Origin of the sequence: Chitinasiproducens palmae (genome assembly GCF_900095735.1) — a bacterium.
In the GTDB taxonomy this organism is placed as follows: domain Bacteria; phylum Pseudomonadota; class Gammaproteobacteria; order Burkholderiales; family Burkholderiaceae; genus Chitinasiproducens; species Chitinasiproducens palmae.
Genome location: NZ_FNLO01000001.1, coordinates 132,837 through 159,418 on the forward strand (window position 1 = coordinate 132,837; position 26,582 = coordinate 159,418).

24 protein-coding genes are annotated in these 26,582 nt (G+C 66.0%); 15 read left to right on the forward strand and 9 right to left on the reverse strand.

Features of this window, described 5'->3' with window-relative positions; genetic code table 11:
- Positions 1 to 242 precede the first annotated feature (242 nt).
- Complete coding sequence (locus tag BLU54_RS00360) at positions 243 to 920, reverse strand: alpha/beta hydrolase (RefSeq protein WP_091903454.1); 678 nt, start codon at positions 918 to 920, stop codon at positions 243 to 245.
- Between the two features lie 399 nt (positions 921 to 1,319).
- On the opposite strand from BLU54_RS00360, the gene BLU54_RS00365 reads away from it, so the two are divergent.
- The 4 genes from BLU54_RS00365 to BLU54_RS00380 all read left to right on the forward strand — a co-directional run bounded on the left by BLU54_RS00365 (position 1,320) and on the right by BLU54_RS00380 (position 5,744).
- A complete protein-coding gene (locus tag BLU54_RS00365; protein ID WP_091903456.1) occupies positions 1,320 to 1,934 on the forward strand; it encodes a glutathione S-transferase in 615 nt (204 codons plus the stop codon).
- A 217-nt stretch (positions 1,935 to 2,151) separates the two neighbouring features.
- Positions 2,152 to 2,550, forward strand: coding sequence for a Cu(I)-responsive transcriptional regulator (cueR, locus tag BLU54_RS00370; RefSeq protein WP_091903458.1), 399 nt, complete (start codon positions 2,152 to 2,154; stop codon positions 2,548 to 2,550).
- A 372-nt stretch (positions 2,551 to 2,922) separates the two neighbouring features.
- Positions 2,923 to 3,120 carry a heavy-metal-associated domain-containing protein gene (locus BLU54_RS00375; protein ID WP_091904426.1) on the forward strand — a complete coding sequence of 66 codons (198 nt, stop codon included), beginning with the start codon at positions 2,923 to 2,925 and terminating at the stop codon, positions 3,118 to 3,120.
- Between the two features lie 98 nt (positions 3,121 to 3,218).
- Entirely contained in the window at positions 3,219 to 5,744 is a 2,526-nt protein-coding gene (locus tag BLU54_RS00380) for a heavy metal translocating P-type ATPase (protein WP_091903460.1), read from the forward strand.
- A 145-nt stretch (positions 5,745 to 5,889) separates the two neighbouring features.
- On the opposite strand, the gene BLU54_RS23040 is transcribed toward BLU54_RS00380, so the two are convergent.
- Positions 5,890 to 6,126 carry a hypothetical protein gene (locus tag BLU54_RS23040; RefSeq protein ID WP_139169372.1) on the reverse strand — a complete coding sequence of 79 codons (237 nt, stop codon included), beginning with the start codon at positions 6,124 to 6,126 and terminating at the stop codon, positions 5,890 to 5,892.
- Between BLU54_RS23040 and BLU54_RS00390 the strand changes: the two genes are divergently transcribed.
- Positions 6,125 to 6,952 (forward strand): aldo/keto reductase, encoded by an 828-nt coding sequence (locus BLU54_RS00390; protein WP_091903463.1) that lies wholly within the window; start codon positions 6,125 to 6,127, stop codon positions 6,950 to 6,952. The two genes, BLU54_RS23040 and BLU54_RS00390, sit on opposite strands and share 2 nt — an antisense overlap.
- 298 nt (positions 6,953 to 7,250) lie before the next feature.
- On the opposite strand, the gene BLU54_RS00395 is transcribed toward BLU54_RS00390, so the two are convergent.
- The 4 genes from BLU54_RS00395 to BLU54_RS00410 form a co-directional block, all read right to left on the reverse strand.
- Positions 7,251 to 8,423, reverse strand: a complete 1,173-nt coding sequence (locus tag BLU54_RS00395; RefSeq protein WP_091903465.1) for an alpha/beta hydrolase — start codon at positions 8,421 to 8,423, stop codon at positions 7,251 to 7,253.
- 134 nt (positions 8,424 to 8,557) lie between these two features.
- A complete protein-coding gene (locus tag BLU54_RS00400; protein ID WP_091903467.1) occupies positions 8,558 to 8,905 on the reverse strand; it encodes a DUF3325 family protein in 348 nt (115 codons plus the stop codon).
- Positions 8,902 to 10,512, reverse strand: a complete 1,611-nt coding sequence (locus BLU54_RS00405) for a PepSY-associated TM helix domain-containing protein (RefSeq protein ID WP_091903469.1) — start codon at positions 10,510 to 10,512, stop codon at positions 8,902 to 8,904. The genes BLU54_RS00400 and BLU54_RS00405 overlap by 4 nt, the downstream gene beginning before the upstream one ends.
- 9 nt (positions 10,513 to 10,521) lie before the next feature.
- The gene (locus BLU54_RS00410) at positions 10,522 to 10,797 is read right to left on the reverse strand and encodes a hypothetical protein (protein WP_091903471.1); all 276 of its coding nucleotides are present in this window, start codon (positions 10,795 to 10,797) and stop codon (positions 10,522 to 10,524) included.
- Between BLU54_RS00410 and BLU54_RS23045 the strand changes: the two genes are divergently transcribed.
- Entirely contained in the window at positions 10,790 to 10,972 is a 183-nt protein-coding gene (locus BLU54_RS23045; RefSeq protein WP_139169374.1) for a hypothetical protein, read from the forward strand. The genes BLU54_RS00410 and BLU54_RS23045 overlap by 8 nt on opposite strands.
- A gap of 69 nt (positions 10,973 to 11,041) precedes the next feature.
- Here BLU54_RS23045 and epsC read toward each other — a convergent pair whose 3' ends face one another.
- Entirely contained in the window at positions 11,042 to 11,959 is a 918-nt protein-coding gene (gene epsC, locus BLU54_RS00415) for a serine O-acetyltransferase EpsC (RefSeq protein WP_091904428.1), read from the reverse strand.
- A 295-nt stretch (positions 11,960 to 12,254) separates the two neighbouring features.
- Here epsC and nhaA point away from each other — a divergent pair, with 295 nt between their 5' ends.
- The 4 genes from nhaA (at position 12,255) to BLU54_RS00435 (ending at position 18,498) form a co-directional block, all read left to right on the forward strand.
- On the forward strand, positions 12,255 to 13,814 hold the full coding sequence (gene nhaA, locus BLU54_RS00420) for a Na+/H+ antiporter NhaA (RefSeq protein WP_091903473.1): 1,560 nt from the start codon (positions 12,255 to 12,257) through the stop codon (positions 13,812 to 13,814).
- A 300-nt stretch (positions 13,815 to 14,114) separates the two neighbouring features.
- Positions 14,115 to 14,546, forward strand: coding sequence for an HU family DNA-binding protein (locus BLU54_RS00425; RefSeq protein WP_091903475.1), 432 nt, complete (start codon positions 14,115 to 14,117; stop codon positions 14,544 to 14,546).
- Positions 14,547 to 15,762: 1,216 nt separating this feature from the next.
- On the forward strand, positions 15,763 to 16,974 hold the full coding sequence (prpC, locus tag BLU54_RS00430; RefSeq protein ID WP_091903477.1) for a bifunctional 2-methylcitrate synthase/citrate synthase: 1,212 nt from the start codon (positions 15,763 to 15,765) through the stop codon (positions 16,972 to 16,974).
- A 72-nt stretch (positions 16,975 to 17,046) separates the two neighbouring features.
- Positions 17,047 to 18,498 (forward strand): bifunctional 2-methylcitrate dehydratase/aconitate hydratase, encoded by a 1,452-nt coding sequence (locus tag BLU54_RS00435; RefSeq protein WP_091903479.1) that lies wholly within the window; start codon positions 17,047 to 17,049, stop codon positions 18,496 to 18,498.
- Between the two features lie 216 nt (positions 18,499 to 18,714).
- Here BLU54_RS00435 and BLU54_RS00440 read toward each other — a convergent pair whose 3' ends face one another.
- A complete protein-coding gene (locus BLU54_RS00440) occupies positions 18,715 to 19,848 on the reverse strand; it encodes a LacI family DNA-binding transcriptional regulator (protein WP_091903481.1) in 1,134 nt (377 codons plus the stop codon).
- 216 nt (positions 19,849 to 20,064) lie between these two features.
- Here BLU54_RS00440 and BLU54_RS00445 point away from each other — a divergent pair, with 216 nt between their 5' ends.
- From BLU54_RS00445 to BLU54_RS00455, 3 genes are all read left to right on the forward strand, one after another.
- Complete coding sequence (locus tag BLU54_RS00445; RefSeq protein ID WP_091903483.1) at positions 20,065 to 21,429, forward strand: MFS transporter; 1,365 nt, start codon at positions 20,065 to 20,067, stop codon at positions 21,427 to 21,429.
- 51 nt (positions 21,430 to 21,480) lie between these two features.
- On the forward strand, positions 21,481 to 22,644 hold the full coding sequence (locus BLU54_RS00450; RefSeq protein WP_091903485.1) for a mandelate racemase/muconate lactonizing enzyme family protein: 1,164 nt from the start codon (positions 21,481 to 21,483) through the stop codon (positions 22,642 to 22,644).
- A 221-nt stretch (positions 22,645 to 22,865) separates the two neighbouring features.
- Positions 22,866 to 23,153 (forward strand): hypothetical protein, encoded by a 288-nt coding sequence (locus BLU54_RS00455; protein WP_091903487.1) that lies wholly within the window; start codon positions 22,866 to 22,868, stop codon positions 23,151 to 23,153.
- 20 nt (positions 23,154 to 23,173) lie between these two features.
- Here the strand turns inward: BLU54_RS00455 and BLU54_RS00460 are convergent, their stop codons facing one another.
- On the reverse strand, positions 23,174 to 24,271 hold the full coding sequence (locus tag BLU54_RS00460) for a porin (RefSeq protein ID WP_091903489.1): 1,098 nt from the start codon (positions 24,269 to 24,271) through the stop codon (positions 23,174 to 23,176).
- 225 nt (positions 24,272 to 24,496) lie between these two features.
- Here BLU54_RS00460 and BLU54_RS00465 point away from each other — a divergent pair, with 225 nt between their 5' ends.
- Complete coding sequence (locus tag BLU54_RS00465; RefSeq protein ID WP_091903493.1) at positions 24,497 to 25,309, forward strand: TauD/TfdA dioxygenase family protein; 813 nt, start codon at positions 24,497 to 24,499, stop codon at positions 25,307 to 25,309.
- A gap of 131 nt (positions 25,310 to 25,440) precedes the next feature.
- Entirely contained in the window at positions 25,441 to 26,439 is a 999-nt protein-coding gene (locus tag BLU54_RS00470; RefSeq protein WP_091903495.1) for an ABC transporter substrate-binding protein, read from the forward strand.
- Positions 26,440 to 26,582 lie beyond the last annotated feature (143 nt).

A 26,582-nucleotide genomic window follows, 5' to 3' on the forward strand; every position in this document is an offset into this window, starting at 1 on the left:
GATGCCGAGATGCCGAGATGCCGAGATGCCGAGATGCCGAGATGCCGAGATGCCGAGATGCCGAGATGCCCAGATGCCCAGATGCCCAGATGCCCAGATGCCCAGATGCCCAGATGCCCAGATGCCCAGATGCCCAGACACCCACCTAGGCTCCGGTCGCGGCCGGTCTACGCAAAGGGCGCTCTGCCGTCGCGACGCCGCGTCAAATAGCATTGCGCGTCCGGCCGGTCGCGTCGTCGACGCTAGCGATCGAACAGCACTGCCATGAACCACTTGCGTAGATCGGCGATCTCTTCCGGGCTGACCGTGTGTGCGATCGGATAGACGCGCCAGGCAACGTCGCGCTGACCATTGTCCATCAGGCTCCTGGCCTGTTCTCCGAGCGCGAGCGGCACGACGTTGTCCGCGCCGCCATGGCCGATGAACAACGGTACATCAGCATTCGCGGGCGAGCCCTCGTTCGCGACGAGCTGCGGTGCGGGAATATAGCCGGACAGGGCCACGATGCCGGCGAGACGATCCGGGTGCGTCAGTCCGCTGACGTAGGCCATCGCGGCTCCCTGCGAGAAGCCGCCGACGACGATGCGCTCGGCTGCGACGCCACGGGCGATCTCGGCTGCGATCAGTTGGCGAACCGTTTCGCGGGAGTTGATGATGCCGGTCTCATCGACACGTCGACCGATCGCGGAGAAGGTGTAGATGTCGTACCACGCTGGCATCACGTAGCCGTTGTTGCCAGTGACGGGAATAGACGGCGCCTGCGGGAACACGAAGCGCAACGCCGCGCCCGGCGGCAACTGCAGCTCGTCGACAAGCGGCACGAAGTCGTTGCCGTCCGCGCCGAGGCCATGAAGCCAGATGACCGTCGCCGACGGCTCCGGGCCGGTTTGCCGTTCAATCGTGTTGGTCGATACGCGCATGGGGAGGAAACGAGTGATGGTTGATCAATCGTCATCCTAATGCGCAATTGCCAATTCTGTGCCGTCATCCGTTTAGAATAAGCGCCACCGATTGCGATCGATTGCGACCGATGGTGATCGATGGTGATCGATGGTGATCGATGGCCGCCCGCCGAACGCGCCGGCGCAATGCCCCTGGCGGGGGACCTTCCGTCCGCTCTTGGACCGGTGTGGCGGCAACGCGCGCAAGGATGCCGCTAAGACCGCTTTACGCTTACGGGCATCTACGCTTACACGCATCTACGCTTACACGCATCCCCGCCGCCGCGCGGCGAGGCGGCTATCACTGACGTAACGCGCAGCACTACCGAAACGTCGGCGTGACCTGTTGCTTGGAAAATCCACTGGAGAACCGCAGTGATGAAACTGTACGGCATGCTCGACTCGCCCTACGTGAGACGCGTCGCGATCTCGTTGCGGATGCTGGACATCGCGTTTGAACAGCATTCGGTTTCCGTATTCAGTGCCTTTGACCAGTTTCACGCGGTCAATCCCGTCGTGAAGGCGCCAACGCTGGTGCTGGACGATGGCGCCACGCTGATGGATTCGACGCTGATCCTCGATTATCTCGAATCCATTGTGTCACCGGGTCGGCGTCTCCTCGCGGCGGAGCCCGTCGAGCGCTTCGCTGCCCTGCAGCGCATCGGACTGGCGCTGGCGGCGTGCGAGAAGACGGTCCAGATCGTGTACGAACACAATCTGCGGCCGTCGGAAAAACAGCATCAACCATGGCTTGATAGAGTGCACGCACAACTGGCTGCCGCCTATCGGGCGTTGGAAGTCGCCCTCGTCGCAAGACCACCGCTCATCGACAGCGAACGAACCGATCAGGCGTCGCTGACTGCGGCGGTGGCTTGGCGCTTCACCGCCGAGAAGCTGCCGGGCATCGTCGACCCGGTCGCGCATCCTGCCCTACAGGCGTGGTCGGTGGAGGCCGAAGCGCTGCCGGCCTTTCTGGCATCGCCTTATCCTTGATTCATCGACTGACTTCGACTTTTCAGGCCAGGCCGCGCGGTCGAGCGCGCAAAGCGCCTGCTCGAGCGCGCCGCTGCAGAGCCGACATGCGTGCAGCGTGGCCGCGCGCTCAAGGCAGGACATCTACCGGCCGTCGCGGCGCGAGAGGCGTCTGCGCCGATGCCTGCGACGCCAGCCACGTCGCGACGCGGTGCGGGAACCCGCTGGGAGAAGCTAAATGAATATCGGCGAGGCCGCGCAGGCGTCGGGCGTTTCCGTGAAGATGATTCGGCACTACGAAGCGGTCGGCTTGATTCCACCCGCCTCCCGCAGCGAGGGCAACTACCGACGCTACACGGAGGCAAACGTCGAGGAATTGCGCTTCATCGGACGAGCGCGCCGTCTCGGCTTCAGTGTCAAACAATTGGGCGCGCTGCTCGAATTGTGGCGTGACAAGTCGCGGCCGAGCCGCGAGGTGAAGCGCTTGGCGAGTGAGCATCTGGCGGAGCTCGACATGCGGATCAGCGAACTGACTGCGATCAAGCAGACGCTCGAACGCCTGGTTGCGAGTTGCCACGGCGACGCGCGTCCGGACTGTCCCATCCTCAGCGCGATTGCGTCGCCGAGGCACGGCTAGGGGCCGAACCATCGCGATCGCGACGATAGCGCCGAGACGCAGAGCAGGATACGGCGCACCTTGCGCACGACGCGCCTTTTGTACCGTTGCCACCGTTGCGCGCCTAGCCCCGCAACTTCGCGCTTTTCCGCAGCTTTCCGCACCTTGCGACGCTGGCGAGGCGCTTACGGCGGCTAGCGCGCGCGGTGGCTGACTTGACTCTCCGCTCGGCGGCCTTCGCAGGCAGGTTGGCCTGCGACCGCGGCATCCGCCCCCGGCACGCCGCGGGCCCTCGGGACTCGCTTGACCTTCCCAGCGTGGGAAGGTTTAAGCTGATGATCGTTCGGCGGACAAGGTGCGTTCGTGCGCTTCCGCCATCAACTGGAGCCAATCATGCAATTCGATATTCCGGACATGAGCTGTGGTCACTGCGTCGCCCGCATCACGGAGGCGATCAAGCAGGCCGATCCGGCTGCGCAAGTCGATGTGGATCTGTCCAGCAAGCGCGTGGCGGTGAACAGCACTGCACTTCCCGACGCGCTGACCGCGGCGATCGCCGAAGCCGGCTACACCGCAAGCCGCGTCGACTGAAGCGCTGGCAGGTCGTCGGCAACGGCGCGTTCAAGCAGCGCGGGCGCTGTTGCGGCGGAAGCGGCGCTGGCGACACGCCGCCAGGAGAAAAGACAAGGATGAATGCCACTGCTTCGGTTACGCGCGGCGCGCCTGCCACGCCGACAGGCCGCGCGCTCGACCTGCCCATCGAGGGCATGAGTTGCGCGTCTTGCGTTGGTCGCGTGGAGAAAGCCCTTGCCCGCACAGCGGGTGTGCATCAGGTGGATGTCAACCTTGCCACCGGGCGTGCACACGTGCAGACGGAGGCGGGCGCGCCATTGCAGCCGTTGCTCGAAGCCGTGCGCAAGGCGGGCTACGCTGTCGCGACGCGTCACGCGCATCTTGATATCGAAGGCATGTCATGCGCGTCGTGCGTTGGACGCGTCGAGAAGGCCCTGCGCGCAGTGCCTGGCGTGAATCAGGCCGCGGTCAATCTGGCCACGGAGTCGGCCGATGTCGAAGTCCTCGAGACAGTGGAGGAGAGCGCGTTGATTGCCGCGGTGGCCCGGGCCGGCTACCGCGCGACGCCGCGCGTGTCGGCCGACGCTCGCGCCACCGACCAAACATCGCTACAGGCGCGGCGGCGTCGTGTGCGTCAGCGAGAGGGCTGGGCGATGGCGGCAAGTGCTGTCCTGACACTGCCGCTGTTGTTGCCCATGGTGGCAATGGTCGCTGGCGCGGACTGGATGCTGCCCCCGATCGTGCAAATGGCGCTCGCCACCGTCGTACAGTTCGTCTTCGGCGCGCGCTTCTATCGGCAAGGTTGGGCAGCCCTGCGCAATCGCGCGGGCAATATGGAATTGCTCGTCGCGCTCGGTACCAGTGCTGCGTACGGCATGAGTGTGTTCGAGTTTTGGCGCGACCCGCACGCCCACTCCCATCTTTATTTCGAAGCGTCCGCCGCTGTGATCACGCTGGTTCGGCTCGGGAAATGGCTGGAATCAGGTGCCAAACGTAAGACTACCGAGGCGATCGAGGCGCTCAACGCACTGCGTCCGGACACGGTGCGCCGCCGCACAGACGCGGGCGAGGAGACGGTGCCGCTGGCGGCTGTGCGGGTCGGCGACCGTCTGGTGATACGGCCCGGCGAGCGCGTGCCGGTCGATGGTGTGATCGCGGAAGGCGCCAGCCATCTCGACGAATCGCTGATCACCGGAGAGAGCCTGCCGCAGTGGCGCGAGACCGGCGGAACGGTTGTGACAGGCGCAATTGCAAGCGACGGACAACTCGTCATCGACGCCCGCGCAATCGGCGGCGACACCATGCTGTCGCGGATCGTGCGCATGGTCGAATCGGCGCAAGCAGAGAAGGCGCCGATCCAGCGGCTGGTCGACCGGGTCAGCGCCGTGTTCGTTCCCATCATCGTCACGATCGCCGCAGTGACCGCGGGCGGCTGGTTCGCGGCCGGGGCAGGGGTCGAACAGGCATTGCTCAACGCGGTCGCGGTGCTGGTGATCGCTTGCCCGTGTGCGTTGGGTCTTGCGACGCCAACTGCGCTGATGGCTGGGACCGGCGCGGCTGCGCGACGCGGCATTCTGATCAAGAATGCGTCTGCGCTTGAACTGGCGCACCGGATCGAGGTCGTCGCGCTGGACAAGACCGGCACGCTGACGCAAGGGCGCCCGACCCTGGTGGCATTCGAGACACCCGACGCGGCGGCCGGATTGGCGCGGCGCCGCCGGAGTGAGCGGCCGGAGCAAGCCGAGCAAGTCGACTTGGATGCGCCGCAAGCGCGCGAGGCTTTGCGGCTGGCCGCTGCGGTGCAGCGCGGCAGCGACCATCCGCTTGCGCGTGCCGTCATCGCAGCGGCCGATTCGGCGGGGATTGCCGTGCCAGCCGCGAGCGACGTTCGGGCGTTGGCGGGGCGTGGCGTGAGCGGCCTGGTGGAGGGTCGACGGCTGGTCATCGGCAGCACGCGGTGGCTGCACGAAGCGGGCATCACGCCGGCACCGGCCCAGGCTGACAGCGCCACGGCGGCGGGCCACACTGGCCGGAGCGTGTCGTGGCTCGTCGACGAGGGCACGCGGACCGTACTCGCCCTGCTGGCCTTCGGCGACCCCGTGAAGCCGAGTGCGGCCGACGCGATCGCGGCGTTGCGGCGTATCGGCGTGCAGACCGTCCTGGTTTCCGGCGACCAGCGCGCGGCCGTGCAACAGGTTGCGACTACGTTAGGGATCGACGCGGTCGAGGCGGAAGTGCTGCCTGCCGACAAGGCCGCCACGGTGCGCCGTTTGCAGCAGCCAAGTGCGGCTGGCCGGCGCCGCGTGGTCGCAATGGTCGGCGACGGCATCAACGACGCACCGGCGTTGGCCGCGGCCGACGTCGGCATCGCGATGGCCACCGGCACGGACATCGCGATGGAGGCGGCGGACGTCACGCTGATGCGCGGTGAACCGACCTTGGTGGCCGGCGCCATCGAGATCTCGCGTCTGACGTACCGCAAGATTCGCCAGAACCTGTTCTGGGCATTCTTTTACAACGTGGTCGGCGTGCCGTTGGCGGCGTTCGGCTTGCTTGACCCGGTGGTCGCCGGTGCGGCGATGGCATTCAGCAGCGTCAGCGTGGTCGCAAATGCACTGCTGCTGCGTCGCTGGCGTGGTTGAGCGAGTCGTGAGTGAGTCATCGGCCAGTCACCAGCGACTCGCAAGCCGTTTCGTGACCGGCGTCGCAACCGGTCGCCGTCGCGTCGTCGCGTCGTCGCGTGCCGCGCAATCTTCGGCAGGCGCTGAAATGAACGAGCGGCGTCGGTCATTGCCGCTCGTCGAGTGCGAGTTCGCCGACGATGCCGGGCGTCAGTCCTTCTGGAGCAACGCGAGCGGCGTCGAGAACCGTTTCGATCTGTGCACGATGATGCGCGGGCGGCACGAGGCTCCTCCACAATGCGGGGGGCGGCATTCCAATCCGGCGTGATGGCGATGCACGCTTCTTGCGGATGGTTGCTGAACGGCCGCGTAGGCGGCCCGCTAATCTGGAAGGAGATTTCATGACAGGCATTCCAACATTGCGGCTGAACGACGACCGCGCTTTTCCCCAGCTCGGCCTGGGCGTCTGGCGCGCCAGCAATGAGGAGGTCGGCGATGCGATCGCCGTTGCGCTGGACGCAGGCTATCGGTCGATCGATACCGCCGCGATCTATGGCAACGAAGAGGGCGTCGGTCGCGGCATTGCGGCAGCGAACGTCCCCCGCGACACGCTGTTCGTCACCACGAAGGTCTGGAACGATCGGCAGGGGCACGACGAGACATTGGCCGCATGCGACGAAAGTTTGCATCGGCTCGGTCTCGATTACGTCGACCTGTATCTGATCCATTGGCCGGTGCCGTCGAAGGACCGCTTCGTCGAAACCTGGCGGGCGCTGATCGCGCTTCGCGATGCAGGGAAGGCGCGTTCGATCGGTGTGTCGAACTTCACGGAAACGCAATTGCAACGTCTGATCGACGAGACAGGTGTGGTGCCGGCGGTGAACCAGATTGAGTTGAATCCGTTGATGCAGCAACCGGCGTTGCGCGCTTTCCATCGAGCGCACGGCATCATCACCGAATGCTGGAGCCCGCTGACGCGCGGCAAGGCCTTCGAAGACCCTGTTCTCACCCGGATTGCGACGCGGCACGGCAAGACGGCGGCGCAGATCATCCTGCGCTGGCACATGCAGCACGGATTGGTCGCAATTCCGAAGTCGGTGACGCCGGCGCGGATCCGCGAGAACGTCGCAGTGTTCGACTTCGCACTGGACGATGCCGAAATGCGCGAGATCGATGGACTGGATCGCGGACAGCGCGACGGGCCCGATCCTGAAACGTTTGCCGGCTGACGTTCGCCCGCTAACGCTTGAGGGCAGCGCGCCTTCAGTGTGTGCGCCGTCGTTGCTACCGTGAAACGCGTCGACGACGGGCCTGCGCCTGAGTCGGTCAACGGTCCCCCAGCGCCGCGGCTGGGCTCGATGGCGGGACCGCAGGGCCGCGGGACGGCGAGACGGAGACTGAGACTGAGGCTTGTCCGCGTCGGCTGACGTCGCCGGCGCGGGCGCCGCAATCAGCCGGAGCTTGAGCGTCGGCGGGCGCGCGATGCGAGCGGCGTGGAGCGTCGGTGGCGACGCCCGGCGATGGTCGTCACACCAACGGCGTGTCGCCTGGGGTGCCGGTGTCGGCGTCCAATGTCGAGCGGTTGCCTGCCGGCGTGTCCGCAGTCGTCTGCGGCGTCTGGCTGGAGTTGGTCACAGCCGTCGCGTCGGTCATCGATTCACTATCGGTTGTCGTCCCGACGGATGCCTCCGGCGGCTTGCCGATATAGCGCTGCAACGCGTTGGCCGCGAACGCCTGGGCTTCGCGCGCCGAGACGATCGCGTTGTCGAGCCCGAAGAACTCGTGCGTCGAACCCGCATAGTTGCGATAGTCGACGAAGGTGCCGGCCGCGCGCAGCGCGTCGGCGAGCTTCTCGCCGTCGCCGCGTAAGGGGTCGATGCCGGCGGTGATCAGGATCGTGGGCGGCGCACCGTGCAGATCCCGGTCGTACAGATTCAAACGCGGACTGTCCTTGTCCTCCGGCCGCGCCAGCGCCTTTTCCATGAACCACGACATCATCGCCTTGTTCAAGGGTTTCGCGCTGCGGTTCTCCTCGTAGGAGAGCGTGCTCACGCTGGTGCCCGCCACCGGATAGATCAACAGCTGGCAGACGGGCGCCGGCAGCCCGCGTCCTGGCGCTTCCAGCGCGACGTTCGCCGCCAGGTTGCCGCCCGCGCTCTCGCCTGCAACGACCACGCGCGCGCTGTCCACGTTCAAGACCGCCGCTTCGTCGATCAGCCAGCGGTAGGCGGCCAGCGCGTCATCGTGCGCGGCCGGGAACGGATGCTCCGGTGCCTGTCGGTAGTGGGCGGACACGACGAGTGCCCCGGTCAGGCCTGCCAAGGCGCGCGCACTGGCATCGTAGGTATCCACGTCGGCGATCACCCATCCGCCGCCGTGGAAATACAGGATAGCTGGCCGGCGCGACGTGTCGCTGGTGGCTGGCAGGTAGAGCCGCGCGGGCACGTTGCCGGCGGCGCCGGCGTACGTCACGTCCTTTGTCTCGATATCTGCGAAGGCGGGCTCGCGCCGCCGAGCGCCGGCGACTTCGCGTGCGGCGTCGACAATCGAGGGTTGACGGCGGGCGCTGGCCGCGTCGAGTGTTTCGATCGGTGTCGGCCCGAGCCGGGCGAGAACATCGAGCACTTCATGCACGTCCGCGTCGGCGCGTTCGAGCGGATCGGCGCCGAGGACTGATTTGATGGTATCGACGAGGGACATGGCGGCTCCTTGGGACACACGAGAGGCGTGTCGTTGCTCGACGAATCGAGCAAGGAGCGCTCCAGGCCGAAGGGACGCCGGGCCTCGGCGTCGGCAAGGTCCGGCAGGGGCAGCGACCGGCTATCGGCGGTCGGCTACGCGATGTAGACCGCGAGCAGGGCGGCGAGCAAGGCGACCGGTCCGGTGGCCGCCGACCAGCGGGCCGCGCGCGGCGCATAGGTGTGCATCGCGGCGACCGCCGCTGCGCCGGCGGTCAGCGCGCCGCACCAGCCCACCGTGCCGACCGGGCCGCCCAGCAGCGCTACGCACGGCGCGGCCGCCGCCGCCAGCAGCAGCGCGCCGCCCAGGCGCAGCGACAGCGTCGCGCCTCTGCCGACCTCGCGTCGCAGGATCGTCTGCTGGTGGCGGTACATTGCGGCGCTCAGCGTCGCGAAGCCGGCGAGCGAGAGCCATATGGCCAGCGCCCAGGCGAGCGTCGTCATACCCGCTCCCGGTCGTTGCGACGCATCGCGGTTGCGCCGGCCGAACCGTCGGGACGCCGTTCCAGCGTGGCGTCGGGCGCGCGGCGCGGGGTCGCTGGTCCGTGCTTGCGCGCGGGGGAAGCCTTGCGCCGCAGCAGATGCCAGATCGCGGCCGCCGGCAACAGCGCGAGGGACGCTACTACCGCATCGAAGCCAGGACGCGGCCAATAGCCCAGCGTGGCAAGGTCGACGACCGGCAGCAGCGCGAAGGCCAGCGCGCACACCGCGAGTTGTTCGAGCCAAGCGCGCCGAGCCGGCCGGAGCCATGGATGCAGTGCGCTGAGCGCCCAGCATGCGAAGAACGCGCGCACTTCCCATTCACTGCGTCCGGCGAGCGTCACCGGCAACAGCCGATTCGCCCATAGGTAGGCCACCATCGACAGCGGCAGACCCACCACGGCGGCGACGTTGAGCGACTCGACAAGACGCGTGCCGAACCGCACGCCGTGCGTGCCGGCCTTCTTCGCATGCTTCTCGTCCTTCTGACGATGCTTGCGCGCCCACAGAAGGAGGCCGGTCGCGACCATCGCCGCGCCGCCCAGGCCGCTGAAAAAGAACAGTACGCGCAGTGGACCACTGGCGAACAGGGCCATGTGAAGACCGTACATCGTGCCGTACGTGGCGGTGGCCGGCCCGGGAACCGGTGCGATGCGGCGCACCTGCCCGGTTGCGCCGTCGAAGGTGATGGTCTGGCTCTCCCGAGAAATACGGCTCTGACGGTCGCGCGTCATCTTCACCAGCGCCGACGCGTCGCCCGGATTCTCGACGAAGATCCGGCTGACGGTGCCGTTGCCCCAGATCCGTTCGGCCTGGGTCATCATCGGCCCGATCGGGGCCAGCGTCGCCGGCTTGCCGCTCGGTTTGTCGACCGGCGCGAAGTCGAACACCTCGCGATTGAACGCCTGCCGGTCGCCGCGATACGCCGCCTGGTAAGGCATTGGCATGTAGAGCGTCATCAGCGTCACCAGGCCGGTGTACGTGATCATCAAATGGAACGGCAGCGCCAGCACTGCGCTCGCATTGTGGAAGTCGAGCCAGGAGCGTTGGTCCTTGCGCGGCCGGAACGTGAAGAAGTCGGTGAAGATCCGCCGGTGCGTGATGACGCCGCTGATCATCGCGATGAACATGATCATCGCGCACACGCCAATGATCCACCGGCCGATCAGCGGCGAGAAATAGTAGAGCTGGAAGTGGAACGCGTAGAAGAAATCGCCGCCCAATGTGTCGCGCGCCTGCACCGGCTCGCCGGTGGCGGGGTCGAGCCGCTCGCTCTTGAAGCGGCCCTTGCGTTCCTGGGAGCCGATCCGCACGCGCGCGTCTTCGCGATCAGGCATGTCGATGAACCAGCGCGACGCATGCGGCGACGTCTGCGTCAGGCGCGTCAGTGCGCGCTCCAGCGTCTGCTCCGCAGTCGCCTGTCCGATCGGCTCGGGCTGCATCCAGCGCGAGATGTCGTCGCGATAGTAGGTGGCTGTACCCATCACGAAAATCGTGAACAGCACCCAGCCGACGACAAGCCCGGCCCAGCCATGCAGCCAGGCCATCGATTGACGAAAACCGTGTTGCACCGCTTGCTCCTAGCGCAGTCCGAGGAAAAGGGCGCCGGCTACCGTGAGCGCCAAGGCCAGGCCTCCAAGGGCGCGCCACAGGTTCCTGGCGGCGAAGACCCAGATGACGGCGAGGGTGTAGATCGCAAAGGTGGACATCAGCCCGGTCAGCGCGGCTTCCGCGCGGCTGCTCGGCAGCAGAAGGGCGATGCAGGCGCCGGCCAGGTTGGCCAGCGCATAACCGCCGACCACGGCGGCGAGAACCCGCGCCAGCACGTTCAGGCGGTAGCGGACTGTGATGACCATCGACGACGCGCGCCGAATGGGCGCCAGTTCAAAAATGAGAATTATTAAGGTTTACCTGCATGCCCGCAAGGTATTTGTCATGTGCGGTAAGACTTGTGCCGGTGCGGTGCCCTGTGGTGTCGCCGAACGCGCGTTTGGAGTGGCCGCAGTGCGCCGCACGCGCGGCGCTCGCTGATGAAGCCTCGGCTCATCGCGCCGCGGCCTTCGCTGGCCCGCGCGCGGGCCGAGCCGGAGCGCGCCGACGCTATTCGCAGTCGCTGCGCATCTGCGCCTGCGTGATGCTGCTGTTCGGGGGCACGCTGTGCGTGAGCCACACGTTGCCGCCGATGGTCGAGCCAGCGCCGAGCGTGATGCGTCCAAGGATGGTCGCCCCCGCGTAGATCACGACATCGTCCTCGACGATTGGGTGGCGCGCATTGCCTTTCACCAAGGCACCGGTCTCGTCGACCGGGAAGCGCTTCGCACCGAGGGTGACGGCCTGATACAGGCGCACCCGGTTGCCGATGATCGCCGTCTCGCCGATCACGACGCCGGTGCCGTGGTCGATGAAGAAGCTCTCGCCGATGTGCGCGCCCGGGTGGATCTCGATACCGGTCGTCGAGTGCGCGATTTCCGAGATCAACCGCGCCACAAGCGTTGCCCCCAGCTTGTAGAGCCGGTGCGCGATACGGTGATAAGCGACGGCAGTCACGCCCGGATAGACCAGCAGAACTTCGGAGATGCTGTTCGCCGCAGGGTCGCCCTGATACGCGGCCCGCAGGTCGCTGACCAGCAGCGCACGGATCGGCACGAGCTGCGCCGCGAACTCAGCGGCTATCGCGCGGGCGCGCTCGTGGTAGTGCGGATCGGCTTCGTCGGTGCCGTCCAGTGTGCAAAGCAGCGAACGGCGCACCTGTTCGGTCAGCAACGGCAGCACGCGCGCGAGCGTGTTGCCGACGTAGTAATCGATGTTCGCGTCGTTGAGATCTTCGCGCCCGTGGTGAGTCGGAAACAGGGCGGCGGTCAGTCCTTCGACCACCTCCGCGATGACCCGCCGCGACGGCAGTTCGCGCACGGCGCCGCGATGTCGAATGTGATGCGTGACTTCGCGGGAGTGACGCAGGGCGGCGACGATTTCATCGAGCGGCCAGGCTTGGCGCTCGCTAGCTGGGGCTTCGTTCATCATGCTCTCAAGGATTCGGACCACGCGCGCGCTACGGCAGCATGCTGCGTACGCTGGCGAGCGGCGTGCGCAAGCCTCGATATTAGCCGGCTTGCGCGGCTCTTGCCGGTAGCGATGCGGCACGCGCGAACTCGGACGGTCCGCGCCGCTGGTAGGCAAGTCGGTCGAGTCCGTCAAGCGCCTCAAGTCCGTCGAGGACACCGCTGGCTGCCGCGCGCGCGCGCATAGGGCCGCCGCAGCTTGGCGCGCAGTGGCATGCCGCTTGCTGCGGCACCGTTAAAACACTGGAGCAACAATGTCCCTTCCCCCGAGGAAACGCGGTCAGGCGGCGGTGCGGGCGCGTCACTCGACGTTTACGCGCCACATTTCAAGCAAGCTGGCCCCCTTCTTCGCGGTCTCGGAAGTGTCGGGCGGTCCGTTGCTGATTGCGACCGTGCTCGCGTTGTTGTGGGTGAATTCGCCGTTCGGGCACAGCTATCATCACGTTTGGGAACTCGAACTGGGTGTCCGCTTCGGACATGCGGAGTTGAAAAAGGCGCTTTCCGAATGGACGCAGGATGCGCTGCTGCCCATCTTCTTCTTCGGCGTCGGCATCGAAGTGAAGCGGGAGGTGGTCAAGGGCCTGCTGTCCGAGCGCAAGACGGCCGCCCTGCCGGTGCTGTGCGCGTTGGGCGGCATGTTAGCGCCGGCGTTGATCTATCTGGCGCTCAATCACGGTGGCGAGTTCCGGCACGGTTGGGGTGCGACGGTGACCACCGACACCGCGTTCGCGCTGGCCCTCGTGGGTATTTTCGGGACCCGCCTGCCTCGCAGCGTTCGCGTACTGTTGCTGGCCTTCGCGGCGGTCGATGACATCGGCGGCTTGATCGTGATCGCGACGGTTTACACCTCGCACGTGAACTGGATGCTGTTGGGCATCGCTGCCGTGCTCTATCTGGTGATCGTCGGCCTGATTCGTCTCGAAATCGTGCCGAGCATGCCGTACGTGTTGCTCGGTCTCGCGATTTGTCTCCTGATCCAGCAGGCCGGCGTGCATCCGACCATCGCTGGCGTGGCGCTGGGCGCACTGGTTCCCGTGCAGCCGCGTATGCCGGAACAGCGCTTTGCCGAAGTCGTGCAGGATCAGGTAGACAGCTTCAAACGCGCGCACGAACACGCCGAGAACACCGACGACGAGCGGCTCAGGAATACTGCCGCCGACCGGCGCGAGCTGCATCTCGGCCGCCTTTCGGAAACGGCCGAGGCAACCTATGAACCGGCGATGCGCATCACGCAGGCGATCAACCCCTGGATCAGTTGGGTCGTGCTGCCGCTGTTCGCGATCTCAAATGCCGGCGTCGAGATGACGGGGGAGGTGATCCACAAGTTCACTACCAACGCGGTGGGCGTCGGCATCGTGGTCGCGCTTGTGCTTGGCAAGCCGCTCGGCATGCTGGCGTTCGCGTGGCTTGGCATCAAGACGCGGCTCGCGGCCTTGCCGGATCGGATGACGTGGCGAATGCTGGTGGCCATCGGTGTGTCGTCCGGCATCGGCTTCACCCTCTCGCTGTTCGTCGCGGAACTTGCGTTCCGCGGTGGCGAAGCAGCCAATGAAGCCAAGCTGGGCGTGTTGATTGCGTCGGTGATTGCAGCCGCGCTCGGCTATGTCGCCTTCTGGTTCGCCGCTCGCCATGCCGAACGGCAGGACCGTCAGGAAGGTCGAGACGAAGACGCTGGGGACGACGCCGTAGCCGACAACAACGATGACGTCGACGCGCAGGCAGGGGGACAGAGCAGTGATGGCGGTGCGAGAAACCAGGGCGAGGGCGACGCAAGCGAGAGCGAAGAGGGACGTCTTGCGAACCCGATGCGTTGAGTCGGCGCGCAGCGACGCGAGCGCCGTCGGTATCGTTTCGATGGGCACGCCGCGATCGCGCGCCGCGCACTGGCGATGGCCAACGACAGGACCACGAAGCGTGAACTACTCGCGAATGCGTTCGCACAGGCACGCGAAACGTCAAATATCCCGGTTTTTCACGTCTTTTCCCGTAGTCGCCGCGAATGGACATACGGTAAGATAGGCGCCAACGTAGGTTGACGGCTCCGATTGTGACGCGGATCCGTTACGCGCAAGCGATGTAGTCCGTCACTTTTCCATCCCACTGATTAACGATCCATGGCCACGACCAAAAAAGCGGCTGCGAAGGCACCGGCAGCGAAGAAACAGACGCAGGCAGCGGCGAAGCCGGCCGCGAAGAGCGCTCGGGCGGCGAAGCCGGCTGCAGCGGCACTCAAGCCGATCAAGGAATCGTTCACCAAATCGTCCCTCGCGGTGCACATCGCCGAGCAATCCGGCGTCGAGCCGAAGGCCGTGAAGGCTGTGCTCGCCACGCTCGAGCAAACGATGGTTGCGTCGCTGCACAAGAAGGGCCTGGGCCAGTTCGCGCTGCCCGGCCTGCTGAAGGTCGACGTGCAGGCAGTGCCCGCAAAGAAGAAGCGCTTCGGCAAGGACCCGTTCACCGGCGAAGAGCGCTGGTTCCCGGCCAAGCCGGCCTCGACGCGCGTGAAGGTTCGTGCGCTGAAGAAGCTGAAGGACGCAGCACTGTAATACGCGCACGGGCGGTATCCGGCGAGATGGATCGCCGTTTCCGTCGCTGCCCGCTACGAAAACCGCCGCTCTTGCGGCGGTTTTTTTTCGTCTGGCGCCGCCGCGTGAACATTGCAGTGTTTGCAAAGGACCGGTTGCCGCGCGGCATGCCGGCGCGGGGTTGCCGACCTTGCGCTCGGGCCGCAGGCCGACGCGACAGCCCAGCAGCATCGATCATTGCCGACCCGGCACGCGCTGCCGATGGGCTCTAGCGGTGCCGGAAGTGGCGAGGCGTGAGTCGGCGTGCGTCGCTGCGCTGATACGCGCTGGTAGTCCTTGCAGGGCACGGCTGGCGCGGGCTCGTGCAGGTTGCCTGACCTCGACGGAGAGTGGCTTGATGGCGCGGAGCCGACTGTTGCTTTCCGCCCCCGTGTTGGTTGTGCTTGTGCGAGCCGTCACTCCGCGTCGCCACGTGCGGCGCGCCGCGATGGTCACACGCCGCGCTAAGGCAACGATCGAGGCGGCCGTGCCCACGCACGCGCCCGCCACCGCCACCGCCTCCTTTTGGCGTCGCATCAAGAAGCGTTCGCCGGGGCTGCCGCGACGCTTCATTGCCGCACATCGTGAGGGCGAGCCGCTGCCGGCCGAGTGAGCGAGCGCATTGCCGACGCGTTGCCAAACAACGTGCGGCCTCGCGCTTGTCGCGCTGTAGTCGCTATCCTGCGTATGTTGCGCGGGGGTTAACGCCGCCCAGTCGCGCGACAGCTGATGGGAGTGTCAGGCCCGCCGACGACGGCGTGGCACGCTCCGACTCGAAACGGCGACGGGCATCTCCTCCACGTCGCTCGGCATTCGCGCACCGTTCTCAACCCACCTCAGCGGCCGGTGCGGGGCCTCACCTGCGACCGTCCGTCCACGCAGCAGCGCGAGGCAGCGCCAGCGCGCACGTCTCACCTTTGATGTTGCGTGTTTCAATCTTGAAACCAATGTCGTGCGCCGTGTTTTCGCCGATAGGCAAACCGATGATTCAGAAGCACTATCGCGGGGCGCTCCGATTGGCATAACGCTTGCGCGAAGCGGCGGGATGGACCACCGCTTCGAGCAGGCGGTCGGGCGACGCCACGCGCTGCAACCAGCCGGGCTCAACGCGCATCGACATTCTTGTGCCGCGGTGCCGGCGGTCCTGGTTTAGGGCGCCGATGCAGCACACATTCGAATATCTCTTTTAGGGGCGGTTATGAGCGACGACAGCAAGCAGGCCGGCGACCAGGGCGGTGATCGGGACGGCAAGCCGGGCAGCACTCAAGGTACAGGCGGTTTCAAGCCGAAGAAGTCCGTGGCGTTGTCGGGTGTGCCGGCGGGCAACACTGCGCTCTGTACGGTGGGGCGCAGCGGCAACGATCTGCATTACCGCGGCTACGACATACTCGACGTCGCCGGACATGCCGCCTTCGAGGAAGTTGCATTTCTGCTTGTGCACGGTCGGCTGCCGAATCGCGCGGAACTGGATGCGTATTACGTCAAACTGCGAGGGCTGCGCGGTCTGCCTGGCGCCTTGCGCGTCGCCCTGGAACAGATTCCGGCCAGCGCGCATCCAATGGACGTGATGCGCAGCGGCGTGTCGCTGCTCGGCACGATGCTGCCGGAGAAGGATGATCACAACGCCGCCGGCGCGCGCGACATCGCCGATCGCCTGATTGCGTCGTTGGGATCGATGCTGCTCTATTGGTATCACTGGTCACACAACGGACGGCGCATCGACGTCGAGACCGACGACGAGTCCGTGGGCGCCCACTTCCTGCATCTGCTCCATGGGCGTCCGCCGTCCGAGTCGTGGGTGCAGGCGATGCACACCTCGTTGATTCTCTATGCCGAGCACGAGTTCAACGCGTCGACGTTCACCGCGCGCGTCATTGCGGGCACCGGGGCCGATCTGTATTCGTCCATCGCCGGCGCGATCGGCGCACTGCGCGGACCGAAGCACGGCGGCGCGAACGAAGTCGCTTACGAGATCCAGAGCCGCTATGCGAATGCGGACGAAGCCGAGACGGACATCCGGCGCCGCGTGGACAACAAGGAGGTGATCATCGGCTTCGGTCACCCGGTGTACACGATCTCCGACCCGCGCAACCAGGTGATCCGCGAAGTGGCACGCTCGCTGTCGGACGAGGCGCGCGATCCGGCGCTGTTCTCGATCGCCGAGCGTCTGGAAAAGGTGATGTGGGACGCCAAGAAAATGTTTCCGAATCTGGATTGGTACTCGGCGGTCAGCTATCAGAAGATGGGCGTTCCTACCGCGATGTTCACTCCGTTGTTCGTGATCGCGCGTACCACTGGCTGGGCGGCCCACGTCATCGAGCAGCGCATCGACAACAAGATCATCCGGCCCAGCGCGAACTACACTGGGCCGGAAAACCAGACGTTCGTGCCGCTCGCGCAGCGCGGCTGAACAGCGCACCTGAAGCAGCGCCCTGAAGCAGCGCAATCCTCCGATTTCGAATACCACCCAGCGAAAGCAAAGATGAGCCAAGCGATTTCCACCGTGCGTCCCGCCCCCGACCAGGTACTGGTCGACATCGTCGAGTACGTGCTCGATTACGAGATCGACAGCGACCTCGCGTTGACCACCGCGCGTCACTGTCTGATCGACACGCTCGGTTGCGGCCTCGAAGCGTTGACCTACCCGGCCTGCACGAAGCTGATGGGGCCGATCGTGCCGGGCACTGTCGTGCCGAACGGTGCGAAGGTGCCCGGCACGTCGTACCAGCTCGACCCGGTGCAGGCGGCGTTCAACATCGGCGCCATGATCCGCTGGCTGGACTTCAACGACACCTGGCTGGCGGCGGAATGGGGACATCCGTCGGACAACCTGGGCGGCATCCTCGCGGTCGCCGATTGGCTGTCACGTCAGGCCGTGGCCGCGGGCCGTGCCCCGTTGACGATGCGCGATGTGCTGGTGGCGATGGTGAAGGCGCACGAGATCCAGGGGTGTCTCGCGCTGGAGAACTCGTTCAACCGTGTCGGCCTCGACCACGTGCTGCTGGTCAAGGTTGCCACGACCGCGGTGGTTGGCAAGATGCTCGGTCTCGACCGCGAGGAATTGATCAACGCCGTGTCGCTTGCATTCGTGGACGGTCAGTCTTTGCGTACCTACCGGCACGCGCCCAACACTGGCAGCCGCAAGTCATGGGCAGCCGGCGACGCGACCAGCCGCGGCGTGCGTCTCGCGTTGATCGCGCGCACGGGCGAGATGGGCTACCCATCGGTGCTGAGCGCGCCGGTGTGGGGTTTCTACGACGTGTCGTTCAAGGGCCAGCCGTTCCGCTTCCAGCGGCCGTACGGCTCGTACGTGATGGAGAACGTGCTGTTCAAGATCTCGTTCCCCGCCGAATTCCATTCGCAAACTGCGGTGGAGGCAGCGATGACGATCCACGAGCGGCTGCGCGCGCTGGACCGCGTGCCCGACGAGATCAAGCAGGTGACGATCCGTACCCATGAGGCGGCGATTCGCATCATCGACAAGAAGGGCCCGCTCGACAATCCGGCCGATCGCGATCACTGCATCCAGTACATGGTCGCGGTGCCGCTGCTGTACGGCCGCCTGACGGCCGCCGACTATGAGGACGACATCGCCGCGGACCCGCGCATCGACGCGCTGCGCGACCGCATCGTCTGCGTCGAGGATCCGCAATTCACGCGCGACTATCACGACCCGGACAAGCGTTCGATCGCCAACGCGCTGACGATCGAATTCAACGACGGTACGCGCCTGGACGAGGTGGTGGTCGAGTATCCGATCGGGCATCGTCGGCGCCGCGAGGACGGCATCCCGCTGCTCATCGAGAAATTCCGTACCAATCTGGCGCGCCGCTTCGCCACCAAGCAGCAGCATCGGATCGCAGCCGTCTCGCTCGACGCCGAGCGCCTTGCCGCGATGCCGGTACACGAGTACGTGGATCTCTACGCCATCTGACGGTGTGACGGTCGGACACGTCGCGCAGCGCGAGCGCTGGCACGTGGTCACCGCACAGGCGTTGCGCGCGTTCCGGCCAGTACACATGGGGCGGCGACGGCAACGCCAGCCGACGCGTGAAGGATGCGACGGGCTGTGCGTCGGACCGTGCGACGGGCGATCTCGGCAAGGCTGGCGCCATCACCGCGAATCCACCCGACTGCCGCCGCCGTCCCCTCAAGTCCCCGACTGGCGCTTGCGCTGGCGGGCTGCGCTGGCCGGTGTCGCCTTGACCGCATCACTGCGCGCTTGCCGGCTGCGCAGCCCCTTCACTGGCCCTGGCGCGGATGTCGGCGCCGCGCCGGCACTGCCGCGTGGCTCGAACCAAGTTTCGAGATGCACCGGCTCGGACTCGCCTGGCGAGGCGATCTGAGCGAGCAGGACTTCGGCGGCACGGCGGCCGAGCTGGGTCGAATCGCGCATCACGGTCGCGATGGGCGGTTGATGGAAGCGACTGAGCGGGACGTCGTCGCAACAGACCAGTGACAGGTCGACGCCGAGCGTCAGCCCCCTTCTGTGCACCACGCGCAGCGCTCCTTCAAGCAACTGATTGCCGCCGAGGATGACGGCCGTCGGCGGCTGGCTCGCCGACAACATTTCCTCGACGGCCGCTTCGCCGTGCGCGAGCGTCAGCGTACCGTGATGCACCCGCAGGCCGTCCGGCAGGCCGGCCGCGGCATACGCGTCCTCGACGGCGCGGACGCGCTCCCGGGTGGGGCGCACGTCGCGCCCCACGACGAGTGCAATGCGGCGATGACCGGCCGCGAGCAGGTAGCGGCACGCATCGCCGACGCCACGATAATGATCGGACAGCACGTAGTGCGCCGGCACGGCTTCGGGCAGGGTCCGGTCGATCAGCACCAGCGGTACCCCGACATTGCGCATCACGGCCAGCGTTGCCGGGTCGTCCTCCAGCGCCGGCAACACGATCAAGCCGTCGACCTGTCGCTGCAGCAGCGTCTCGATACGCTCGGCGTCGACGCTCGCCACGCCCGCGGAGTTCGTGAGCAGGATCGAGAACCCGGCCTGGCTCAGCACGGCCTCCGCGCCGCTGACGATGGAGGCGATCAGCGGGTTGGTGATGTCCGATCCGACGAAGCCAATCGATCGCGTGGTCTTGCGCCTCAGTCCCTGCGCCAGCGCATTCGGCGTGTAGCCGAGCTGCCGCGCGGCCTCGAGGACGCGCTGCGTGAGCTGCGGGCTCGAACCGGGCTGACCCGACAGGACGCGCGAGACGGAGGCAATGCCCACGCCTGCCAGCGCGGCCACTGCCTTGATGCCGGTTCGGGTCCGGGCGCCGTCCTTGCTCATCGTTTACCCCTTGTCGCTTGACTCGCCAGTCTACTCCATCTATGTTTGGAAACGTTTCCGGGAAACGTTTCCAGTTTCTCGATTCAAGACGTCCGTGCGCCGAGCGCGCGGCGCGTCGGCACGACCATCACCGGCGGATCGCGGCAGCGCTTCGCTCACAACCGAGGAGACCGCGCCGCCGGCACTGCCGGCGCGCGCAACAACAAGAGGTGAGACTTGCAAAGCGCTACCCGTGACACACCGGAAGTCCAGCGAGCCGTACGCAGCGCGATCCTGAGCGCGATCGTGGGCACCGCGGTCGAGTGGTACGACTACTACCTGTACGCCACCGCCGCGGCGACCCTGTTCAACAAACTGTTCTTCCCTTCGTACGACCATTTGACGGGGACGCTGCTCGCCTATGCCAGCTTCGCGATCGGCTTCATCGTGCGGCCGGCGGGCAGCGTGTTGTTCGGACGCCTCGGCGACCGCATCGGCCGCAAGGCAGTGCTGATCGTCACGCTGCTGCTGATGGGTGGCGCGACGACGCTGATGGGCTTGCTGCCGACTTACGCGCACATCGGCGTCTGGGCGCCGATCCTGCTGTGCGTATTGCGCGCCTTGCAGGGCCTGGGCTCGGGCGCCGAATACGCGGGCGCGGTGTTGATGGTGGTCGAGTACGCGCCGCCCAAGCGGCGCGGGCTGTATGGTGCGCTGCCCTATACCGGCGTCGCGCTTGGCCTGCTGCTGTCCCTCGCCACCTTCCACCTCTCGTCGAACCTGTCGAAGGCTGCGTTCGAGGACTGGGGCTGGCGCATTCCTTTCCTGTTGTCGGCGGTGGTCGTGATCCTTGGCCTCGTGCTGCGCAGCAAACTGAAGGAAACGCCGGTGTTCGAGGAAATCCGCAAGCGCAATGCGCAGGTCAAGGCGCCCGTACGCGAAGTGTTCCGCACCTCGCTGCGTCCGATGCTGTGCGCATGGGGAGCGCGCCTCGGCGACAACTCGCTCGCGTATATCTACGAATCCTTCGTGATCGTCTACGTGACTCAGCAATTGCACATGTCGCGCGATGTGATCGTATCCGCGCTGATGTTCAGCACCGCCATGCAGTTCATCACGGTGCCGTTCTTCGGCTGGGTCTCCGACAAGATCGGCCGCAAACCTGTCTACATCGGCGGCGCGCTGATTTCAGGCGCGGCCGTGTTTCCGTTCTTCGCGATGCTCGGCGCCGGCCACACGGCATGGATCTATGCCGGCCTGTTCCTGGTCTCGTCGGTGGCGAAAACGATGATGACGTCCGCGCAGAGTCCCTGGCTTGCCGAGATGTTCCCCTCGCGCGTGCGCTACACCGGCTTTTCGCTCGCCCGCGAGGTGACCTCGCCGATCTCCGGTGGCATCGCGCCGATGATCGCCGTCGCCCTGCTTGCCGCCGGGGGCGGCTCGCCGCACCTGGTCGCCTGGTACGTGGTCGCGCTCGGTGTCATCACCGCGATCTCCGTCGTGTTGGGACCGGAGACACGCGGCCGCTCGCTCGACGATGCCGGCACGTTGGACAGCGCGCCCGGCAGCGAGCCGTGGCACGAGACGCACCGCGCGGGCTGACCGTCGCGGCAATCGCATCAGCATCACTTTACCGTTTCAAGGAGTCGTCATATGAAGATCGTCAAGGTTGAACCGCTGCACGTCGGCCAGTTCATGTTCGTCCGTATCGAGACCGACGCCGGCATCGTCGGCTACGGCGAAGCAGGCATCTGGGGTCACATTGAAGCGGCCGGCACGGCCATCAAGCGGTTCGCCGAGTATCTGGTCGGCAAGCGTGCGTTCGACATCGAGCACCACTGGAACGTGATGCATCGGTTCAGCTATTTCCAGGGGCTGGCCATCAATGCGGCGATCTCGGCGATCGACATTGCGCTGTGGGATATCAAGGGCAGGGCGCTGGGCGTCCCGATCTATGAATTGCTCGGTGGCCCGGCGCGCAACAAGGCGCGCATCTACGGCCATATCTACGAAAGCACGATCGAGAAGGTGCTGGAGGAATGCCAGCGCAAGATGGAAGCCGGCTTCACGGCGTTCGGCCACATCAATCCCTTCCTCGATGAAGGCAACGACCAGGTCTATTTCAAGACGCACATCAAGAAGATGCGCGACGCGATCGACAATGTGCACCGGATGCGCGAGGTCGTCGGTGAAAAGGTCGACCTGCTGGTCGAACTGCATCGCCGTTTGACGGTTCCCGAAGCGATCACGTTCACGAATGGTATCGAGGCGACCACGCCGATGTTCGTCGAGGATCCGATCCGTCCGGAGGGCCCGGACGCGATGGCACGCGTCGCGGAAAAGATCCGGGTGCCGATCGCCACCGGCGAACGCTTCTGCACGATCTACGAGTTCCAGGCGCTGCTGGCGCGCAATGCAGTCGAGTATGCGCGCGTCGACGTTGCGGTGTGCGGCGGCATTACCGGGGCGAAGAAAGTCGCGGCGATGGCAGAGGCGCATCATGTTCAGATCGTGCCGCACAATCCGCTCTCGCCGATCGGGCTGGCCGCCTGCCTCCAAGTGGCCGCGGCAATCCCGAACTTTGCGATACAGGAATATTCGACCGGCTTCGAGGCTGGCATCTTCGAATCGACCGGCACCCATCTTGGCAGCGACATCGTCGATAGCGTGCCGCTGCCGAAGAACGGCTTCGTGGACATTCCGAGCGGTCCCGGCCTGGGCATGGCACTGCTGCCGGATGCCCAGCGGATCCGGCCGCCGCTGTCGAAACCGATCTCGATGCGCCCGCATTTCGACGGCTTCATCGTCGACCAGTGATCGACCAGTGATCGCCCGCTGAGTTGGCGCGGCGTGGCGGGCGTGCCGCACGCGGCGTGTGTGCCGTGCACGCGAGGCGGGCGCTGCGTAGAATGGCGCTTTGCCGATGGCTGCCGACCGGTGGCCGCACTGCCATGCCGTCAAATTGCCGATACCGCGCGCGGTTGCAGCACTCGCACCCCGTGCCTCCTGTCGTTTCGCCATCGCCGCACGGTCGCCGGTTGGCGGTGCTCGCGGTGGCGCTGACCCTGGCCACCGCCACCGGGACGGCGTTCGCGCGCGACTGGTCGCTCAACGGCGTGCGCGAGCGCGTGCAACAGCATATCGGCGACACCAGCGCGCCAACCCAGGAGCGCGTCGCCCGGATCGGCGAACCGCTGTCGAGCGCCGCGACGCCGGTCATCGGGCAAGCGGCGACGGCGGTCAGCGACACGCAGATCGGCCGCAGTTCCACGGATCTGCAAAACAGTGCGGCCTCGTCGGTCAATCGCTACACCGGCGAACGTTGACCGTTCCCGTCGCAGGGGGGTCAGAACGCATGGTGCATGCCGATGCGCACCGCCACTTGTCGATTCGTCGATGCGGGCGCCAGTCCGGCGATCGATGCGAGGGCACCGCCGCCCGCTTGCTGGCCGGCAATGTCGGCATACACCTGGGTGCGTTTCGAGAGGAAATAGACGTCGCCAATGCCGATCTGCGTCCATCGGCGACCGGACAGCGTCGACGTGAACGCGCCAAGCGTAAGCAGGTTGGCGACGCTGACCTGGTAGTTCACGCCCGCATCGTAGGTCTGGAAAATGTCGCGGTAGCCGGCGCGCGACAGCGTCACGCGCGTGTAGGTGCCGTGGAACAGGAACTTTCCGGCTTTGTACGATGCTCCCGCGCCGACGTTGCGAACCCGCTCGGCGACATAATCGGTGTTTGCCAACGTCACGCCCTGGAACGATGCCAGTCCGAGCGACGCAGCGCCCAGCGAGAACGTCCGGTCGTGCTCGTCCGCGAACGTGGCGGCGGCCTTGAATGGCCCGCTCGCATAGTTCAACGCGATGCCGTACTTCCGGCCACTCGCGTAATTGCTGGTGTTGCCGAGCGCCAGCAATGCGCCGAGGCTGAAGCCCGCGAACGCCGGCGAGACGTAGCGAATCGAATTGTCCGTCTGGATCAGCGAGGTGTTCGACAAGGCATCGATATTCGCCGGATGGAATCGCATATAGCTGTAGCCTACATAAGCCGAACTGAAGCTGCCGAGCCATTGATAGCTGAACGGCGTTTGATGGCCGAGCGTCACGGTGCCGAGTTTGTGCGACGACAAGCCGACCCACGCCTGGCGGTTGAACATGCTGCCGCTCTTGGTGCCCGCGCCGGTGAGGGTCGAGAAACCGTTTTCCAGTTGGAAGATCGCCGAGTTGCCCGCGCCGAGCGCCTCCACGCCGCGCAGGCCCCATCGGTCGGGCTGCGTGTCGCCCTGATGCGCGCGCCAGGTGGCATGACCGGCGACGTTGTTGCTGTAGCCGACGCCTGCATCGATGCTGCCGTATAGCGTGACGGTGCCGGCGCTGCTTTGGGCGTGGGCGGCGTTGACGCAAAGCAGCGACAGCGTCAGCAGCGGACATGCGGCGTATCTCATGGCTCTCCCCGGGTGGCGTTGGACGAACGGTGCCTGCCCTGATGGCGAGGCAGCGCAAGCGTAGGGCGAGGAAAAGCCGGAAAACTAATCGAGCCATAACCGTGCGGACATAACTGTTATGTCCCGGGACGCGCTTGCAGCGTGGCGGCGCGGCCGCCCAGAATGCGTGTCATCCCATCGGTGCGACCGCGACATGGCAGGCGGTCGGCCATCTCGAGGAACGTCATGCACTTCACTGCGATCACGGCCACCCCGGCTTCGCCGCACATCGGCGCGGAGATTGGCAACATCGACCTGACCCGGCCGCTCACCGAAGTTGAAATCCGCGAACTGAAGGAGGCGTTCCTGCGCTTCCAGGTGCTGTTCTTCCGCGATCAGAAGATCGGCTTCGACGACCAGATCCGCGTTGCGTCGTATTTCGGGCCGCTGGGCCGGCATGTCGGTGTGAATACGATCAGCAAGACCACCGACAATCCGCTGGTCCGCAAATTCCACTACGACGCCACCTCGAAGCGGGTGTCCGGCGAGAACTTCCACAGCGATCAGTCCTGCGCCGCCGTGCCGCCGTTGGGCAGCATGCTGTACAACCATACCGTGCCGCCCGACGGCGGCGGCGACACGATGTTCGCAAGCATGTACGCCGCCTATGATGCATTGTCCGATCGCATGAAGTCGTACCTTGCCGGACTGAGCGCCACGCACGACGGCACGCGCGTGTTCGGTGCCGGGACGCCGGTGTCGTCGCATCCGGTGATCGTTCGGCATCCGGAAAGCGGTCGCAAGCTGATCTTCGTGAACGTCGATTTCACCAGCCACATCAATGAGCTGCCGGCGCTGGAAAGCGAACGCGTGCTGCGTTTCCTGATCGATCATTGCGCACGCCCCGAATGGACCTGCCGTTTTCGCTGGCAGCCGCATTCGATCGCTTTCTGGGACAACCGGTGTTCGCATCACAAGGCAATCTGGGACTACTGGCCCAATGTCCGCTCCGGCTATCGCGTTCAGGTCGAGGGAACAGCCGCGCCAGTCGCGGGCTGACGCGTTGCAACCGCCTTTCGAACGCGATCCGGCGGCCGTTCAGCCACCATTCGGCGCGGCGCACGCTCGCGTGGCTGCGCGGTTCCTGCCGCTCGACCCATGACCGTTCCTTTACCCCACCAGGACAAGCGATGATCGTAAGAAACCTTGGGCGTGCCGCGCGGGCCGCATTGTGGTGCGCAGTCTCGACGCTCTCGACACTCTCGGCAGTGGCGCACGCCGCACCGCAGGAAGTGACCTATCTGCTTGCCGCGCCGCCGACCACGCCGGCCTACGCCCCCTGGATGATCGCGAACGAGAAGGGCTATTACGCGCAGGAGGGGCTGCGCATGCGGTTCGTCACCGCGCGCGGCGGCGTCGACGTCGCCAAGCAGCTCGGCTCCGGCAACGCGCTGCTGGGCAGTGCGATCGGCGATACCGCGGTGATCGTCCGCGCCAACGGCGTGCCGGTCAGGACCGTGGCGCTGCTGGGCAGCGGTTCGCTGACGCATTTGGTGGTGCGTCGCGATGCGGGCATCAAGTCGGTGGCCGACCTGCGTGGCAAGGCCATTTCGGTGATGGCCTATGGCGACACGACCTATTACGCGTTGCTGGGTCTCCTGCGCACCGCGGGTCTTGGCAAGGACGACGTGCGCATCGAGGCCGGCGGCCCATCGGGCGTCTGGCAGCAATATGCGGCCGGCCAGGCGCCGGCGATGGCGGCGGTGCCGGAATGGATCGTGATGGCCGAGAAGCAGGGCGTTGCGAGCGACTTCCTGCCCTTGAAGGGCGACTTCTACAGCATGGCGCAGGCGATCATCGCTTCGGACGACGCAATCGCGAACCATCCCGAGATCGTTGCGAAGGTCGTACGGGCCACGCTGCGCGCGCAGCAAGACATCATCGACGACCCGCGCGCCGCCGCGCTCGTCTATGCCAAGGCGGTGCCGTCGTTTGCCGGCAAGGAGGCGCAGGCCGAAGAAACCTTCCGCCTGTACATCAAATATGTATACGGCGATCAGAAGGTCCGTGGTTGGACGGCGCCGGAAAGGCTCGCGGCCGTACAGCGCTTCTACGTGCAGGAGGGCATTGTCCGTCAGGCCAGCGCCCTGGACGCGCTCTATACGAATCGCTTCGCCGGACTCAAGTAGGCGACGGGCGCTGAACACGCGTCGCATCGGGCCGGTCGCGCGCACCGCCGCAAGTCAGCGCAGGGCTCGCGCTGATGCAGTGCCGATGCGGCGCTGATGCGGCGATCAAGCGGCGATCAAGCGGCGATCAAGCGGGGATCAAG

Bases quoted from the DNA above. Each gene is read 5' to 3' on its own strand.
- BLU54_RS00440 (WP_091903481.1), bottom strand. From the start codon at position 19,848: ATGAGCAAGGACGGCGCCCGGACCCGAACCGGCATCAAGGCAGTGGCC.
- nhaA (WP_091903473.1), top strand. From the start codon at position 12,255: ATGTCCCTTCCCCCGAGGAAACGCGGTCAGGCGGCGGTGCGGGCGCGT.
- BLU54_RS00460 (WP_091903489.1), bottom strand. From the start codon at position 24,271: ATGAGATACGCCGCATGTCCGCTGCTGACGCTGTCGCTGCTTTGCGTC.
- BLU54_RS23045 (WP_139169374.1), top strand. From the start codon at position 10,790: ATGACCATCGACGACGCGCGCCGAATGGGCGCCAGTTCAAAAATGAGA.
- cueR (WP_091903458.1), top strand. From the start codon at position 2,152: ATGAATATCGGCGAGGCCGCGCAGGCGTCGGGCGTTTCCGTGAAGATG.
- BLU54_RS00435 (WP_091903479.1), top strand. From the start codon at position 17,047: ATGAGCCAAGCGATTTCCACCGTGCGTCCCGCCCCCGACCAGGTACTG.
- epsC (WP_091904428.1), bottom strand. From the start codon at position 11,959: ATGAACGAAGCCCCAGCTAGCGAGCGCCAAGCCTGGCCGCTCGATGAA.
- BLU54_RS00375 (WP_091904426.1), top strand. From the start codon at position 2,923: ATGCAATTCGATATTCCGGACATGAGCTGTGGTCACTGCGTCGCCCGC.
- BLU54_RS00390 (WP_091903463.1), top strand. From the start codon at position 6,125: ATGACAGGCATTCCAACATTGCGGCTGAACGACGACCGCGCTTTTCCC.
- BLU54_RS00425 (WP_091903475.1), top strand. From the start codon at position 14,115: ATGGCCACGACCAAAAAAGCGGCTGCGAAGGCACCGGCAGCGAAGAAA.
- BLU54_RS23040 (WP_139169372.1), bottom strand. From the start codon at position 6,126: ATGAAATCTCCTTCCAGATTAGCGGGCCGCCTACGCGGCCGTTCAGCA.
- BLU54_RS00465 (WP_091903493.1), top strand. From the start codon at position 24,497: ATGCACTTCACTGCGATCACGGCCACCCCGGCTTCGCCGCACATCGGC.
- BLU54_RS00360 (WP_091903454.1), bottom strand. From the start codon at position 920: ATGCGCGTATCGACCAACACGATTGAACGGCAAACCGGCCCGGAGCCG.
- BLU54_RS00470 (WP_091903495.1), top strand. From the start codon at position 25,441: ATGATCGTAAGAAACCTTGGGCGTGCCGCGCGGGCCGCATTGTGGTGC.
- BLU54_RS00410 (WP_091903471.1), bottom strand. From the start codon at position 10,797: ATGGTCATCACAGTCCGCTACCGCCTGAACGTGCTGGCGCGGGTTCTC.
- prpC (WP_091903477.1), top strand. From the start codon at position 15,763: ATGAGCGACGACAGCAAGCAGGCCGGCGACCAGGGCGGTGATCGGGAC.
- BLU54_RS00365 (WP_091903456.1), top strand. From the start codon at position 1,320: ATGAAACTGTACGGCATGCTCGACTCGCCCTACGTGAGACGCGTCGCG.
- BLU54_RS00380 (WP_091903460.1), top strand. From the start codon at position 3,219: ATGAATGCCACTGCTTCGGTTACGCGCGGCGCGCCTGCCACGCCGACA.
- BLU54_RS00450 (WP_091903485.1), top strand. From the start codon at position 21,481: ATGAAGATCGTCAAGGTTGAACCGCTGCACGTCGGCCAGTTCATGTTC.
- BLU54_RS00395 (WP_091903465.1), bottom strand. From the start codon at position 8,423: ATGTCCCTCGTCGATACCATCAAATCAGTCCTCGGCGCCGATCCGCTC.
- BLU54_RS00400 (WP_091903467.1), bottom strand. From the start codon at position 8,905: ATGACGACGCTCGCCTGGGCGCTGGCCATATGGCTCTCGCTCGCCGGC.